Source organism: Enterococcus sp. DIV2467a (assembly GCF_050532945.1).
Lineage (GTDB): Bacteria > Bacillota > Bacilli > Lactobacillales > Enterococcaceae > Enterococcus > Enterococcus faecalis.
The window spans coordinates 2,089,454-2,105,076 of the sequence record NZ_CP172896.1 but is presented as its reverse complement, the minus strand read 5'-3'; the positions used below and the strand labels follow the sequence as shown (position 1 = coordinate 2,105,076).

The following is a 15,623-nucleotide window of genomic DNA, read 5'->3' as shown; positions in this document are numbered from 1 at the left end:
GTTCAATAAACATCATAATAGACGGAAATAAGTTTGTCAATAGAAAAAGTTTCTTGTCAATATGTTGAAAAAACAATAAATATGTGTATAATTGTAAGCGAATGCACAATTTGTTTAAGAGGAATTGAGGAGGAAATGATGAAATTAAGTAAACGACAAGAGCAAATTATCGCTGTTGTAAAAGAGCATCAGCCAGTTAGTGGTGAACGCATTTCGGACATACTAGCCGTTTCACGTGCGACATTGCGTTCTGATTTGTCTTTTTTAACACTTTCAGGAATTTTAAAAGCAAGTCCGAAAGTTGGGTATACTTACGAAAGTGATAATATGGAGGCTTTTTTCTTTTTTGATGTTTTTCAAACAAAAGTTCAGGAGATCATGAGTCCACCATTGATGGTTGCCCAAGACACCTCAATTCGAGATGCGATTACCAACTTATTTATGTATGATGTCGGTTCTCTTTATGTCATGGATGAAGCAAAAGAATTATTAGGGGTTTTGTCACGAAAAGATTTATTACGGGCCTCTTTAAATACAAATATTGATGGCACACCTGTTGCTGTTTGTATGACAAGAGTGCCACATGTGAAAACCTGCACACCAGAATTTACTATTCTTGAAGCTGCTGACACTTTGCAAAAATACGAAGTGGATTCTTTGCCAGTCGTTGAAAAAGAAAATCCTAAAAAAGTTATTGGAAAAATTACGAAAACGAAAATTTTAACCTATATTACGCAACAAGCGAAAGAAGCCGCACAAAACAGATAAGGGAGCTTAATTATGAAAAAAGAGATCATTGTTTATACTATTTCCGATTCACTTGGAGAAACATCACAAAAATTGTTAGCTGCAGCAAGCGCACAATATCCAGATATTTCTTTTCTTAATCGATACAATTTTTCTTTTGTCACAACAGAAGAAGAATTATTAGAGATTTTAAAAGATGCCTTAAAAGATAAAGCCTTAGTTGTCAGTACATTAGTCAGTAAACAACTAATCACAGCGGCGAAAGAATTTAGTGAACGAACAGGGTTGTTATATTTAGATTTAATGGCGCCATTTTTTGAATTAATTCAAGCGAAAGCCGGAGTAGATCCTATTGAAGAGCCTGGACGACGCCACCAACTAGATCGTGCCTATTTTGATAAAATCTCAGCGATTGAATTTGCTGTAAAATATGATGATGGCAAAAATCCTCAAGGGTTTCTTGATTCTGATATATTGTTGTTAGGCGTTTCGCGGACCTCAAAAACGCCAGTCAGTATGTATTTAGCGAATCAAGGCTACCGCGTTTCTAACTTACCATTAATTCCAGAAGTTCCATTGCCGCCAATTTTGGAAGAAATGGATCCACAAAAAATGATTGGTTTAGTTTGTTCGCCAGAAACATTAGGACAGATTCGTAGCAGTCGGTTGGCTTCCTTAGGTTTAGGTAATGAGACCAGTTATACCAATGTTGAACGGATTGAACAAGAATTAGCTTATGCTGAAGAAATTTTTGCGAAGTATGGCATCCCAGTGATTGATGTAACCGCAAAATCTGTCGAAGAAACAGCCTTTTTAATTAAAGAAAAACTAGATGAAAGAAATTAAAAAGCTTGGCAACCTCACTAAATTTCAGTGAAGTTGCCAAGCTTTTTATACTTAATTGGGATTCTTTTTGTTAGTCAATATTTTTTTGATCGACAATGAGTAAAGCAATCATCACGTAGACAATCCAGCTACTTTTAGAATAAAGTGTATAGCGGGGTTGCCATTTGCTAGCAAATTTTTCCTTGTATTCGCGTAATCCTTGGAAGGAGTAAATTTCTGAACCAAATTCATAAATTAACGCAGCAATCCGTTCTTGAATAAAACTTTTTCTTGATTGACCAACGTTGGCTAACGGAGCCATCCCTAAATTGAAATAATGAATATTTTCTGTTTTCATATATTCAAATAAATGAATAAATAAGAAATCCATACTTCCAGAAGGGGCTTTTTCTTTATGGTGACGCATCAAGTCGATGGTACCAACTTCATTTGTGTAACTAGGAATGATATTAGCGAAAGAGACCATTTCTCCTTCAGCATTTCGGACAACAGCAATTGGGTTTCTTTGAAGATACGCTTCATCGAAAAATCCTAGTGAAAAGCCTTTTTCTTTTCGATTGTCTAACCAACTATCCGAAATAGCTTTTAATTCGTGCATTTGTTCGGCACTAAAAGGAGGTTGGAGTACGTCAAATGAATAGCCGGCTTTGGTAATTTTATTAAACACTGCGCGGGTACCTTTGAATTTTTTCCCAGACATCGTAAATGTTTCTAGATTAACTAAGGCTTCTTCGCCCATTTTGATAAATTCGTAGCCATATTCGTGTAGTAACATCACGCTGTCCTCATTGGTTTCGTAAAAGACGGGTACATAGCCGAAACGATCTGTTTCTTTAAGGAATGCATCAATCGCCGCAGGAAAATCTTCTTTGTTCCCAGAAGGGTTGCCCATCACAACGCATTTATTATTAATGGTGTTGAATTGTAAAAAGACAGTCGGTTCTTCTTTGGGATATAAGAAAACCTGTTTATCATGAAGAAAGACAAGTTCACTGTCAATATTCCCGCCATAAGTTGTTAAGATATTATGCAAGATACTATCTTCTGGAAACTCACCAACTTGGTGTTTTTTCCCTTGGAGGTAGCGAACAAATAGAAAGTTAAAACTCATAACTAAGAGGATAGCGATAAATCCTGACAACCAGATCCGTTCGGAAGGGAACAAGAAAAATTCCACAAAATGATGACGATGGTGTGGGAAGTTCGGTAAATTATAAACACCAATTACCAGGTATAACAAAGTCAACAAGCCAAAGATAAAGCCATCAATCGTCATCCACTCCCAAGAGTAAACCAGTTGTTCACGGTACAATTCTGATTTTGAAAAAATAACGATAAATAATAAAATAGCTAAATAGAAAATGGAAAACATACTAAAGTCAACAACAAATGAATACAAGATAGCACCAATTAATAAAATAATCGTTGGATAATAGGCTCTTTTAACACGATCAGCAATCCCACGTCCCATAATTAATAATGCAAAGCCTAAGACAATACTCGGAATTTGAATAATAATATGAGAACGGAAGGGGTTAATATCTCTTAACCAATGCACTTGAGTGAAGGCTTCTGGAATAGTGGCTAGGAGCACCATCATAATTCCTGAAAAATAAAGTAAAACCACTTCCAGCTTGTGGGCAATTTCCAAAGTAATTTGTTTTAGCAATTGACGATAATGAGTATCCAACTTTTGGCTTAAGTGTTTTGTAAAGAACAAACAGCCAATTAAGAAAGGAATAATATAATAGAATAAACGATAGAGCAATAACCACAAAACAATAATTTCACGATCAACACCTAAGTTGCTTAGTCCTAAAATCATCATGACATCAAAACTACCTAAAGCCCCTGGAATCATCGAAGCAATCCCAATAATCGAAGCTGCTACATATAAAGGAACAATATCAATTAAAGGAATCGGTACATCTAATAAGTAACCAATACTGATAAAGGTAATTAAAACACCTGTCCATTCTAAAAACGAAGAAACAACTAAAGATAAGCGATTTTTTGCATCGAGGTTACCAAAGGAACTATTTTTTTGGAAATGTAAAATAAGATAAAGTAACGGGAAATAAAGACCGCCACCTAATAACCAAATCCAATATTGCTGTAAATAAGCCATCTTTGGATCAAACTGAACAAGGAAAAAGCAAAGAATACTATAAATAGATAGACCGGATAACACAAAAAGTAAAATATGGGTTAACGCAGGTAAAATTTTCTTTTCCTCTGTTTTATTTCCATAAAATTCAGAACGAAGTCCCATGCTGACCAAACCACCGAATCCACCAATATTATTGATGGTATTGACAATCCAGCTAGATTCAAGGAGTTCCCGTTTTGAGACTTTCAAGTTTAAAATGCGATTTAATGTTAAGTCATAATTTAGCATCGGAGTAACGGAAACTAAACCGATAACCATCATCAATAACAATTTCCATAGCGGAATCTCATCAAAAATCTGTTTTAACTGTTCAAATGAGATCGTTTTACCAATTGATAAAAGTTGGGCAACAACAATAATTGAGACCGCAATAACAAACAGTGTTTTTAGTAATCCTGTATGCGTTTTGATCCAATGAATAATTTGTTTCATTTAGACACCTTCATTTCCTTTAAGAATTTTTCGATTGTTTTATTAAAAATATCTGGTGAGTTTTTGGCAAATAAATGACCCTGTTTATTTACCAAGACCAATTTGCCAGCAGGAATGGCATCAGCAATCGCCCGTGAATGGGAAAGCGCAATTAAATCTCGACTGCCAGTAATAACAAGAGTAGGACAGGGGATGTGTTCTAAATCTTGTTTTGTCAGTCCAGTATCTTCAAATAACAGAGCCACGATAGGGAGCCGTGCGCGCAATTTTTTTGAAAAAAAGGCGCCAATACGACAAAACCAATATTGAAAATAAGTGGCAATCGTTACATATTTTTTCAGACCAGACATGGTGACATTTCCAGAATTTAAGACGAGTTTGTTGACGAAATCAGGATATAAATGGGTAAAAACCATGGCAATATTTGCTCCGTCACTAAAGCCCAATAAATTAATTTTTGTTAAGTGTTCTTGTTGAATAATACCAGCTAAATCTTCTGCCAAAAGCGGAAAAGTTAATTGACTTTGTGTATTGGTGGAACGTCCATGTCCGCGGGTATCCACCGCAATAACTTGATACTCCTTGGAGAAATAAGAAATTTGATAATTAAAAAAAGTATGATCATTGCCATTACCATGAAGTAACACAAGGGGGTAATTTGTTTCTTTGCCAAAAATTTGATAAAAAATTTGACTGCCATCTATTGTTTGAAAATATTTTTCTATTGCCATTCTCCGTCACCTATCTCATCTATAATCAATCGAGTCCTCTCTCATTATAGAGTCTTTTGTCTTTTTTTTGTAATAAAAAACAGAAAATTTTCCGAACAGTTTTGTAAGGTGTTGTAATATAGTGTGATATAGTAGAAGATAGCCACCTAAAAATTAGGCTAGAGGAGGGGAAGTTGATGTCTTTAATCGTTTTAATTGGTGCCCAAGCTGTCGGGAAAATGACCGTTGGCAAGGCTTTAGAAAAGCAGTTAGATGCTAAATTACTATTTAATCATCAAACCATTGACTTATTTGCAAACTATCTTGGGTATACGGAACGTGCATTTCAATTGTCTGATTCCGTTAGAAAGGAACTTTTTCATGCCTTTGTCGAAAATCCAGCCACAAATACAACAAAAAACATTATTTTTACAGTGGTGATTGCTTTTGATCAAGAACAAGATTTTCAATTTTTAGAAGAAATATCAGAAATTTTTCTTAGTAAACATGAAGCCGTCTATTTCGTCGAACTCGTCTCTTCAACAGCAATCCGCCTAGAACGAAATGTTCATCCAGAACGGCTAGAGGCAAAACCTTCAAAACGCGATGTCGACTTTTCTCGAAAAGAATTACTCAATACCTTTAAAGAACATCGATTAGTAAGCCACGAAGGTGAACTAGAAAGTACATTTCCAAATGTAAAAATAACGAAAATAAATAATTCAAACATGACACCAGAAGAAGTAGCAACGAAGATAATTACTACTTTTGGTTTGACATAATGTGAAAGGAACATCGGAATCAATGAAAAAGTTTTTTAAATATCTCGGTAGCTTGATGGTCCTTCTTCTAAGCATAGCTTTAATTTTGATAGGATATTTAACCTTCCGAGAGTTTCGACCACGAGCGGTTGAACCAGTTGCTATAAATAAACAATTTTCAGAACAAACCATCGAAAAACAGCAATCCATTTCTTTAGTCACGTATAACATAGGCTATGCCGGCCTAGGACAAACAGAAGATTTTTTTATGGACGGTGGCAAAACTGTCCAACCAGTTAATAAGGCAATGGTCCAACAGAATTTAACAGGCATTGAAGAAACCTTAAAAGAATTACCAGCGATGATTTACTTATTCCAAGAAGTCGATCGTCGCTCGCAACGTTCTTATGAAGTCAATCAAGAGGAAGAATTACAAAAACAGCTACAGCTGAACAGCGCATTTGCTTATAATTTTAAGGTAGATTATGTGCCCATTCCTTGGCCGCCGATTGGACGAGTAGAAAGTGGTTTATTAACATTATCAAATGAAAAAATAACAGAGGCTAAACGCATTGCTTTACCCAATCCCTTTCGTTGGCCCGTTAGCATTAGTAACTTAAAACGAGCGCTTCTAGAAACGCGCTTTTCAATTAAAGGCACAGACAAAGAATTAGTGGTTTTTAACTTACATTTGGAAGCCTATGACAATGGGGATGGGAAGATTGCTCAAAGCAAAAAGTTAGCTGACGTATTATCCCAAGAATACGCTAAAGGAAACTATGTAATTGCTGGAGGTGACTTTAATCAAGTTTTCAAAGGCAGTCATCGATATCCTGACTTAGGGGAAGCTGGTTGGGTACCAGGAGAAATTGATCCTGCAGACTTACCTAAACATTTTTCACTTGCTTATGATGATCAACAACCGACTGTGCGGGTGCTTAATAAGCCTTACACTGGCTCTTATGAAACATCTCAAGTGTATGTAATTGATGGTTTTATTGTTTCTGATAATGTGGCTGTTCATAGCGTGAAAACAAAGGACGAACAATTTAAATATACAGATCACCAACCTGTGAAGATGGAAGTTGGATTGAAATAGAAAAAGTACAAACGGTGCTCATTGCTTGCACCGTTTGTACTTTTTATTTTATAGATAGCCTTTAGTAATAGAATGAGTGGAATTTAGCATATTTGCTGGTGTTCCTGTAAAAAGAAGCTGTCCGCCTTTTTCTCCACCTTCGGGACCTAGTTCAATCAACCAGTCAGCACTTTTAATCACGTCAATGTGATGTTCTAATAAAATCAAGCTGTTTCCTTCTTCTACCATTCGATTGAAAAGTTGAAGACTTTGTTGGATATCAATTAAGTGTAAACCATCTGTAGGTTCATCCATTAAATAGATAGCTTTTTTTTGGTGAAGTGTGTCTGCTAATTTTACCCTTTGCAATTCGCCACCAGATAATGTTGAGAGCGATTGATTGAGTTTAAGATAGCTTAAGCCAACTTCTAGTAAATTTTTTAATGAAAGAGCAAAAGGCTGGTCTTTGAAAAAATCATAGCCATCTTTAACGCTTAAAGCTAGTACTTCAACGATATTTTTTCCGTTATACAGATAATGAAGCACCTCTTCTTTGTAACGCGTTCCGTGACAGGTTTCGCAAATACTAGTAACATCCTCCATAAAAGACATATCGGAGACAATTATTCCTTTCCCCTTGCAAGTAGGACAGGCGCCTTTGGAATTATAGCTAAATAAAGCTGGACTAACATGATTTTCTTCCGCAAACAGTTTGCGGACCTTATCAAAAATATTGAGATAGGTCATTGGTGTGGATCGTAAATTTGCGGTAATGCTTTTTTGTGAAAGATGAATAATTTCTTGGTTATCAGCCTGGGCTTTTTGATAAATTTCTTCCGCTAATGATGATTTACCTGAACCAGCGACCCCACAAATAACAGTCAAAACTCCTAACGGAACTTCGACAGATAGATTGTTTAAATTATGCAGTGTCGCATGTTCGATTGTTAAAGACTTCCTTACTTTTCTTGGTTGGTCGTTTAAAGGGAGCGGCTCTTGAAGGGCTTGACTAGTCAAGGTTTTGGAGGCTAAAAATGCGTCATACGTTCCTGAAAACTGGACATGGCCACCATTTTCGCCTGCGAAAGGTCCGATATCGATGATAAAATCAGCTTCTCTAATTAATTGTGGATTGTGTTCCACCAGAACCACGGTGTTTCCTTTATTTTTTAAATTGAGCAATGCACGACTGATCCGTTCGATGTCCTTTGGATGTAAGCCAGCACTTGGTTCATCTAAAATATACATAATATCGTTTAAGGCGCTGTTTACATACTTAGCAATTTTAATCCGCTGTGCTTCACCACCAGAAAGTGTTTCAGTTGCTCGTCCTAATGTGAGGTAGGAGAGACCGATATTAATTAATGCTTCTAGACGTACAAGTAGCTCTTCTTGAATATTTTTTATTAAGGAAAGGTCCATCGAACGAATAAAAGAATGTAATTCAGTGAGTGGCATGTCAACAGCATCAGCAATACTTTTCTGATTAATTTTGCAGCTACGAACACGTTCATTGACTCTACTTCCTAAACAATCAGGACATCTTTTTACGGTAACAAAGTGATTAAGGTATTTTTGATGACGTTTGCCTTCGTCTGTATGCAATATGCTACGTTGCATGCGCGGGACGATTCCTTCATACAAAGCTGTATGAGGCCACTCTTTGGGTGGATTAGCTAGTTTTTGTTGTGGAGCATATAAAAATAATGCTAACTCTTCAGGGGAATAGTCCTTGATTTTTTTATCCAAATCAAATAGACCACTATGGGCATAACGCTTCCACCGCCAGTTGCCAACTGTAAATGTGGGGAAATCGATAGACCCTTCGTTTAATGATTTGTCATAATCAACTAGCTGATGAAGATTGATTTCGGTAATCTTTCCTAAGCCATCGCATGTTGGACATTTTCCATCCGGATGATTAAACGAAAAAGTATCTGAATAACCAACAAATGGAGAACCTGCTCGTGAAAACAGCAAACGTAAAAACGTATAAATATCTGTGTACGTTCCCACTGTCGAACGAGAATTACCTGCTACTTTTTTCTGGTCAATGACAATTGCAACAGGAAGATTCTCGATTTTTTCAACTTCTGGACGACCATATTTGGGTAAGTAATTTTGAACAAACGAACTAAATGTATCATTTAGTTCACGACGTGATTCAGCGGCTAATGTGTCAAATACTAAGGAGGACTTTCCTGAACCCGAAAGTCCAGTAACAACAGTTAGTTGCTTTTTAGGGATATTGACAGAGATATTCTTCAAATTATTTTGTGTTGCGTGCTTAATTTCAATCCATTCCATTAAAAAACCTCCGTTTCTATTCTATTTTAGCATATAAAAAGAACCTAGCCTAAAAGTTGAACATGGGAATGTTCAAGAGAACTTTACTTTTTAATCGCTTTCATTTATGCTATAAGTAATACAGATTTTTTAACTGTATTAATAGATAAAGGATGTGACTTATGAAGAAGTCGATTTTGTTCAAAAAGTTAGGGATTATTTTATTAATTAGCCAAACACTGGTAGGGGTACCAATGTTGGCACAAGAAAGTATACTAGAAACAACCGTTCAAACAGAGACGGAATCAGTAACAACAGAAACCAGTCAGACGGTAGCTAACTTGGAATCTGAAACTACTAGCCAAACGGTGATGCAGGAAAAAGAATCCTCTTCGACAATCGCCGAAAGCAGTAGCCGAAATGTGGTTGCAGTAACCACTGAAACCACAAATGAGATACAAAATAGTGATACAGATGGAAAAGCTGTTTCTGCAGAGAATGCTTTTTCAGAAGCAGATTATAAACAAGCAACTGCACTGGAGTTAGCAACTTTAGTAAGAGAAAAAAAGGTGACGAGCGAAGAATTAGTAAAAATTGCGTTGGCCATCACTAAACGTGAAAATCCTACATTAAATGCGGTCATTACTTTACGAGAAGAAGCGGCTTTGACAGAAGCAAAAGCTTTACAAGATACAGGTCAACCATTTCTAGGTGTGCCGCTCTTACTAAAAGGGTTAGGACAATCCTTGAAAGGTGAAAGCAACACGAACGGTTTTGGTTTTCTCCAAGATCAAGTAGCTGGTGGGACATCGACCTTTGTCAAAGCACTACAAAATGCCGGATTCATAATCATTGGTCAAACGAATTATCCAGAATTAGGTTGGAAGAATATTTCAGATTCGAAGTTATATGGTGTTTCCGTCAATCCATGGAATCCTAACCATTATTCAGGTGGTTCTTCAGGCGGAGCGGGTGCTAGTGTCGCCGCGGCATTTGTTCCCATTGCTTCTGGAAGTGATGCTGGTGGCTCTATCCGCATCCCTGCTTCTTGGACAGGCACCGTAGGTTTGAAACCTTCTAGAGGAGTAATCATTGGCAATTCTAATAGTGCAAAAGGTCAAACTGTTCACTTTGGTTTAAGTCGAACCGTGGCGGATACAAATGCATTATTTGAAACCTTATTAACCAAAAAAGATCTTCCTGCGGGACATTTAAGTCAAGCGCAACCCATTGCTTATACAACAGAATCTCCTGCCGGAACGCCTGTAAGTGCCGAAGCAAAAGAGGCGGTCGCTGAAGCTGTTGCTTTTTTAAAAGACCAAGGGTACACATTGGTTGAAGTGAAGCACCCTGTTGATGGGGAACGTCTAATGAAAAATTATTATACTGTAGCTGCTGGCTCAGCAGGAATTGCCGATTTTATGGCGCGGCAGAAATTGAAAAGACCGCTTGAACGAAATGATGTAGAACTGTTAACATGGGCGCTTTTTCAAACAGGAAAAAATATAACGAGTGAAGAGACAACTGCGGCTTGGACAGATATTGCTTTACAAGCACAAGCGATGGACGAATTTTATCAACAGTATCCTATCTTATTAACACCAACGACAGCTGCCACGGCACCTAGTATTGATAATCCGTTACTAAAACCAGAACATGCAGCACAGATGGAAAGAATTGATCAATTGTCACCAGCAGAACAAAAACAATTGATTTATGACCAATGGCTGACGGCGTTCACATATACACCGTTTACACAACAAGCAAATTTATTTGGACATCCAGCATTAAGTGTACCAACTTACGTTTCAAAAGAAGGACTGCCTTTGGGGATTCAATTTAATAGTGCATTAAATGAAGACCGAACATTGCTACAATTAGGTGCTTTATTTGAAAATAACCACAAGATAAATCAACCACATGTAGAAGAACCAGACAAAGACAAAGAGCCAAATGCAAGCGGCGAACCAGATAAAGACAAAGAACCAGATGCAAGTGGCGAACCAGAAAAAGACAAAGAGCCAGATGCAAGTGGCGAACCAGAAAAAGATAAAGACTCAGATGCAAGTGGCAAACCAGATAAAGACAAAGAAACAAAAACAAGTGAAGGACCAATCGAAGGAAAAGATCAAAACCAAAACCAAAACCAAAACCAAAACCAAAACCAAAACCAAAACCAAAACCAAAACCAAAACCAAAACCAAAACCAAAACCAAAACCAAAACCAAAACCAAAACCAAAACCAAAACCAAAACCCAGACAAAGCTGGAAAAACTACTAGTGAGTCATCCTTAGATAATTCGCTGAATTCATCAGCAAATCAGGGAACCAAATCAACAGAAAGTACGCATGCTTTTTCTAATAAAAGTATGATTGGGAAACAAGAACAGCTTCCCAAAAAAGTATTACCAAAAGCAGGTGCAGAAGTACCTAGTACTTTCTGGATTGTTTTAGGAGGAGCTTTCTTAGTAACGAGTGGAACGATTTATATAAGGAAAACTAGAAAACGATAACCAGTGAAGGCTAGAGACAATTTATCCCCAATTGTCTCCAGCCTTTTTTCTTTGGTATACTAAAACCAATAGGAAAATGGAGGCGAAAGTAATGAGGGCGTTTGAGAAGATTCCAGCGTTTCAGCAATGGCAAAAAGTTGAAGCTATTCACCGTGGTTGGTCAACTGATTTAAAGTTTAAAGTTACCAAAAATCAAGAAATCTTTTTATTGCGAATTTTTCAACAAGAAGAGTTATTAGCCAAACAACAAGAATATCAATTTATCAAAAAAGTAGCGGCGTTAGGATTTCCCAGTTCTAAACCTTTTTTATGTGCACCTATTCCTGAAAGTGAACAAGGATACATGTTATTAACGTATCTAGAAGGTGAAGACTTAAGCGATGTTTTACCCGCTCTTTCTCCCAAAAGACAACTGAACTTAGGCGTAGAGGCAGGCCGCTATTTAAACAAAATCCATAAGCTTTTGTTGCCTGAAAGGATTAGTCAAAGAGAGATTGCGCGAAATTTATACGAAAAAAAGCAGAGTCAACTAAATAAGTATAAGGAATCTCAATTTTGTATGCCGTACCAACAGCCAATAATTTCATATTTAGAAAAACAATTACCGTTATTGCAACAACGGCCTGTGGTTTATCAGCATGGAGATTTCCATGTGGGAAATTTTATTTACTTGCCAACTAGGCAGGTCGGTGTGATTGATTTTAATCGATGGGATTTTGGGGATCCTTATGAAGAATTTTACAAGTTACAATTTTTTTCAAGAAATGTTTCGCCATTGTTTGCTTATGGTCAATTACAAGGTTATTTTGCTGGGAAAGTTCCTACCTTATTTTGGCGGTTTCAAAAGCTTTATACTTTTCACGCAGGACTCTATTCTTTAGTTTGGGCACTGAGCTTTGGTGAAAAAGAAATCAGGACTATGGAACAGCAATACCAACAATTACTAGAGGACTATAATTGTGGAGAATTACTAGTTCCCAAATGGTTTTCAACTATCCAAAGCAAGGGATTGAGATTTTAGGTTTATTTCGATAGAATAAAAATAAAAACAGGAGTTTAAGGAATGAAACTAAACGGGATTATTATGATAGCAGTTGTTGGAAGCGTTTTATCTAGCTGTGGTTGGCAAAAATCGAAAGAGGAATCACAGAAAGTACAAACCGTACAAACAAATAATGTAAATACTGAAGAAACAAGAGCAATTTCAGCAACCGAAGTTAGTCAAACCACGGCGTTGGAATTAGAGCAAACAACGCAAACACAAGAATTAACTGAATTAGTTACAGAAGAAGGGACGATTTGGAATCAGCAAAAAGCAAAACAGTTAGGACAATACATGGAAATCTGGGGTCAAGAACGCAATCAGAACTATCAAGCGTACCAACCAGGTCACTCTGTAGCTTTTTACACGATTCAAGTGCCTGATGATTTATTGAGTTATGAACCTAAAATACAACCAGCTATTGGAAACAATCCCATTTGGTTAAATTGGTCAGAAACAGGCAGCGAAGGGGGGTATTGTCTGGTGGCAGTATACTCTGACAGTGCGACACAAGTTGCCCAGAAGCATGTCTATTTATTTACTTTAGTGAATGGTGAAGCCAAAGTTTATGTGAGTAAAGAACAGCCAGCAGAAGAGCAACCTTATTTGTTTTTAAAAGAAACAAGTAATACAGAACTGAAAGAACAATTCACAAACCTTGTGAATAATCTTTAATTTTTTATTTAATCAAAAGGAAAAGAAAATTTATCATTGACAAAGTATCCGCTTTCATTTTATTCTGTAGCTACCCCTTGGGAAAGGGCAAAAGGAAGTTTTGAAAGGGATGGAAAAAATGAAGGAAACAAGTTTAGTAATTATTAAGCCAGATGGCGTTGAACGAAAGTTAGTTGGCAAAATCATTCAACGTTTTGAAGATAAAGGTATTGACTTATTGCACCTTAAATTCGAACGACTAACAGTAGAAACAGTGAAGGAACATTATGAGCATTTAAAAGATGAACTATTTTTCCCTGAATTATTAGCCTATATGACAAGTGGCCCAGTGGTTGTGATGGTCGTTGTAGGGGACAATGTGGTTAAAAAAGTGCGTAAATTAGTTGGAGCAACGAATCCGTTAGATGCTGAAAGTGGCACCTTACGAGCGGATTATGGGTTGTCTGTCACCAAAAATTTAATCCATGCTTCTGATTCTGTTCAATCAGCAAAAATTGAGATGCAACGGTTCTTTGGTTAATCATCAAAAAAGAAGCAATCCTTTATTTTTTATAAAGGATTGCTTCTTTTTTATTAATTGTCAGAATATTCCGCTTAAATGGTTGACATCTGGAGGTAGAAGAGTAGTATAGACTACATACTAAATACTAAATGACCGCGTGTGCTTCAGGAGGATAAAATGATAACAAGTGATGAATTGACAGAAAATCTTAGTCCGTTTGAATTAAGTCTATTTTTAGAGAAGAAATTACATGAAGAAAATCATAATTTAGAAACATTGTTAAATGCAGGGCGAGGCAATCCTAATTGGACGGCGCCAACACCAAGGGAAGCCTTTTTTTTATTAGGTCAATTTGCTACAAAAGAAACGTTAAGAGAGGGGAGCGAACAAACGGCTGGTATGATTCAGCCAAGTTTTGGTAGAACGCAACGCTTCTTAAACTTTTTAGCAGAAAATCCTAGCAAAGGGGCAACCTTCTTACAAGAAATTTGGACAGCAGAGCATAACTATTTTGGGATGGATAAGGAAATGTGGTTAGATGCCATGTTAGACTATGTGATTGGGGATAATTATCCGAATCCTGTTCGTTGCTTGAAGGCGTGTGAACAACCGATTAAAGCATATTTAAATCAAGAATTATTTTCCAGTGAAGCACAACCGTTTGATATTTTTGCCGTTGAAGGTGGTACAGCAGGGATTTGTTACTTGTTTGATACGTTGGCAAATAATTATTTACTAGAAAAAGGTGATCGTATTGCGTTGTTATTACCAACGTTTGCTCCTTATCTAGAAATTCCAGAACTACCACGTTATGATTTTGACGTGGTTAAAATCAAAGCAGAGCAAATGATTATTGATGGAAAAACGACGTATCAATACTCAAACAAGGAAATTGATAAACTAAAAGACCCGTCCATCAAAGCGGTTTTTGTCGTAAATCCCAGCAATCCAACTGCTAATGCTATGGGAAAACCTACCATTGAACAAATCAAACAAATCGTTGCAGTGGATAACCCTAAGCTAATGATTTTAACAGATGACGTTTACGGAACCTTTGTGCCAGCTTTCCGTTCACTATTTACGGAGTTACCTTACAATACAGCCTGTATCTATTCTTATTCTAAATACTTTGGCGCTACCGGTTGGCGTGTGGGGACTATTGCGGTCAGTCAAGAGAACATCTTTGATCAATTATTAAAAGAATTGCCAGTGGCTCGAAAAATGGAATTACAGGCACGTTATGCTACATTGAATGCAGACACAAGCCAAATTAACTTTATCAGCCGCTTAGTCGCAGACAGCCGCGATATTGCGTTGAACCATGCAGCGGGACTTTCTTCTATTCAGCAAGCAATGATGGCTTTATTTAGTTTGTATGCTTTGTTAAAAGACGGTCAAGCATATAAAGACGAAGTGATGGATATCTGTCATACGCGTGAAAAGCTCTTGTTCCGCACCTTAGGCATTGAAGAGCCTTTAGCAAGTTTAAATACAGCATACTATTGTGAAATTAACTTTAGAGATTGGACAGAAAAACGTTATGGCCCAGAATTTTCAAGTTATTTAACGAAATCGTGGACGATCACAAAAGTATTAACTTCGTTAGCAGAAAAAGAAAAATTAATGCTTTTAAAAGCGGATGCTTTCGGGAGTGACAAATGGTCAGTTCGAATTTCTTTAGCCAATTTAGCTACTAACCAATATAGTGAAGTTGGTAAACGAATGATTCGCCTATCTGAACACATTAAAGAAGAGTGGTTGCGCCAAAAGCGCCAAGCAATTAAATAAAAAAACGCTAAGTCTCTTAAGCTGCAGGAGACTTAGCGTTTTTGTTTATTATTTATTCATTTTTCCGTCAGTT

The 15,623-nt window shown here is 36.8% G+C and carries 12 protein-coding genes; 9 read left to right on the top strand and 3 right to left on the bottom strand.

Going from position 1 to position 15,623, the window contains the following annotated elements; all coding sequences use genetic code 11:
• Window positions 1-138 precede the first annotated feature (138 nt).
• Both IGL80_RS09920 and IGL80_RS09915 read left to right on the top strand, forming a co-directional pair.
• Window positions 139-768, top strand: a complete 630-nt coding sequence (locus IGL80_RS09920) for a helix-turn-helix transcriptional regulator (protein ID WP_002355926.1) — start codon at window positions 139-141, stop codon at window positions 766-768.
• A 12-nt stretch (window positions 769-780) separates the two neighbouring features.
• Window positions 781-1,593, top strand: a complete 813-nt coding sequence (locus tag IGL80_RS09915; RefSeq protein ID WP_002355927.1) for a pyruvate, water dikinase regulatory protein — start codon at window positions 781-783, stop codon at window positions 1,591-1,593.
• Between the two features lie 70 nt (window positions 1,594-1,663).
• On the opposite strand, the gene mprF is transcribed toward IGL80_RS09915, so the two are convergent.
• Window positions 1,664-4,195 carry a bifunctional lysylphosphatidylglycerol flippase/synthetase MprF gene (gene mprF / locus IGL80_RS09910; protein WP_002358907.1) on the bottom strand — a complete coding sequence of 844 codons (2,532 nt, stop codon included), beginning with the start codon at window positions 4,193-4,195 and terminating at the stop codon, window positions 1,664-1,666.
• The gene (locus IGL80_RS09905; protein ID WP_002358908.1) at window positions 4,192-4,926 is read right to left on the bottom strand and encodes an alpha/beta fold hydrolase; all 735 of its coding nucleotides are present in this window, start codon (window positions 4,924-4,926) and stop codon (window positions 4,192-4,194) included. The genes mprF and IGL80_RS09905 overlap by 4 nt, the downstream gene beginning before the upstream one ends.
• A gap of 176 nt (window positions 4,927-5,102) precedes the next feature.
• Between IGL80_RS09905 and IGL80_RS09900 the strand changes: the two genes are divergently transcribed.
• Entirely contained in the window at window positions 5,103-5,687 is a 585-nt protein-coding gene (locus IGL80_RS09900; protein WP_002404468.1) for a hypothetical protein, read from the top strand.
• A 22-nt stretch (window positions 5,688-5,709) separates the two neighbouring features.
• Window positions 5,710-6,765, top strand: a complete 1,056-nt coding sequence (locus IGL80_RS09895) for an endonuclease subunit UvrC (protein ID WP_002404466.1) — start codon at window positions 5,710-5,712, stop codon at window positions 6,763-6,765.
• A gap of 48 nt (window positions 6,766-6,813) precedes the next feature.
• Here the strand turns inward: IGL80_RS09895 and IGL80_RS09890 are convergent, their stop codons facing one another.
• A complete protein-coding gene (locus tag IGL80_RS09890; RefSeq protein ID WP_002358911.1) occupies window positions 6,814-9,051 on the bottom strand; it encodes an ATP-binding cassette domain-containing protein in 2,238 nt (745 codons plus the stop codon).
• A 161-nt stretch (window positions 9,052-9,212) separates the two neighbouring features.
• Here IGL80_RS09890 and IGL80_RS09885 point away from each other — a divergent pair, with 161 nt between their 5' ends.
• The 5 genes from IGL80_RS09885 to aspD all read left to right on the top strand — a co-directional run bounded on the left by IGL80_RS09885 (window position 9,213) and on the right by aspD (window position 15,550).
• Window positions 9,213-11,543, top strand: coding sequence for an amidase family protein (locus IGL80_RS09885; protein WP_174097769.1), 2,331 nt, complete (start codon window positions 9,213-9,215; stop codon window positions 11,541-11,543).
• Window positions 11,544-11,619: 76 nt separating this feature from the next.
• The gene (locus tag IGL80_RS09880) at window positions 11,620-12,564 is read left to right on the top strand and encodes an aminoglycoside phosphotransferase family protein (protein WP_002404464.1); all 945 of its coding nucleotides are present in this window, start codon (window positions 11,620-11,622) and stop codon (window positions 12,562-12,564) included.
• Window positions 12,565-12,606: 42 nt separating this feature from the next.
• Complete coding sequence (locus IGL80_RS09875) at window positions 12,607-13,260, top strand: DUF4767 domain-containing protein (protein WP_002358915.1); 654 nt, start codon at window positions 12,607-12,609, stop codon at window positions 13,258-13,260.
• A gap of 109 nt (window positions 13,261-13,369) precedes the next feature.
• Window positions 13,370-13,780, top strand: coding sequence for a nucleoside-diphosphate kinase (gene ndk / locus IGL80_RS09870; protein WP_002381321.1), 411 nt, complete (start codon window positions 13,370-13,372; stop codon window positions 13,778-13,780).
• A gap of 159 nt (window positions 13,781-13,939) precedes the next feature.
• Window positions 13,940-15,550: an aspartate 4-decarboxylase gene (gene aspD / locus IGL80_RS09865; RefSeq protein ID WP_002355939.1), complete on the top strand. Its 1,611-nt coding sequence runs from the start codon at window positions 13,940-13,942 to the stop codon at window positions 15,548-15,550.
• Window positions 15,551-15,623: the final 73 nt, after the last annotated feature.

Bases quoted from the DNA above. Each gene is read 5' to 3' on its own strand.
- IGL80_RS09900 (WP_002404468.1), top strand. From the start codon at position 5,103: ATGTCTTTAATCGTTTTAATTGGTGCCCAAGCTGTCGGGAAAATGACC.
- IGL80_RS09905 (WP_002358908.1), bottom strand. From the start codon at position 4,926: ATGGCAATAGAAAAATATTTTCAAACAATAGATGGCAGTCAAATTTTT.
- ndk (WP_002381321.1), top strand. From the start codon at position 13,370: ATGGAAAAAATGAAGGAAACAAGTTTAGTAATTATTAAGCCAGATGGC.
- IGL80_RS09880 (WP_002404464.1), top strand. From the start codon at position 11,620: ATGGAGGCGAAAGTAATGAGGGCGTTTGAGAAGATTCCAGCGTTTCAG.
- IGL80_RS09875 (WP_002358915.1), top strand. From the start codon at position 12,607: ATGAAACTAAACGGGATTATTATGATAGCAGTTGTTGGAAGCGTTTTA.
- IGL80_RS09885 (WP_174097769.1), top strand. From the start codon at position 9,213: ATGAAGAAGTCGATTTTGTTCAAAAAGTTAGGGATTATTTTATTAATT.
- aspD (WP_002355939.1), top strand. From the start codon at position 13,940: ATGATAACAAGTGATGAATTGACAGAAAATCTTAGTCCGTTTGAATTA.
- mprF (WP_002358907.1), bottom strand. From the start codon at position 4,195: ATGAAACAAATTATTCATTGGATCAAAACGCATACAGGATTACTAAAA.
- IGL80_RS09890 (WP_002358911.1), bottom strand. From the start codon at position 9,051: ATGGAATGGATTGAAATTAAGCACGCAACACAAAATAATTTGAAGAAT.
- IGL80_RS09915 (WP_002355927.1), top strand. From the start codon at position 781: ATGAAAAAAGAGATCATTGTTTATACTATTTCCGATTCACTTGGAGAA.
- IGL80_RS09920 (WP_002355926.1), top strand. From the start codon at position 139: ATGAAATTAAGTAAACGACAAGAGCAAATTATCGCTGTTGTAAAAGAG.
- IGL80_RS09895 (WP_002404466.1), top strand. From the start codon at position 5,710: ATGAAAAAGTTTTTTAAATATCTCGGTAGCTTGATGGTCCTTCTTCTA.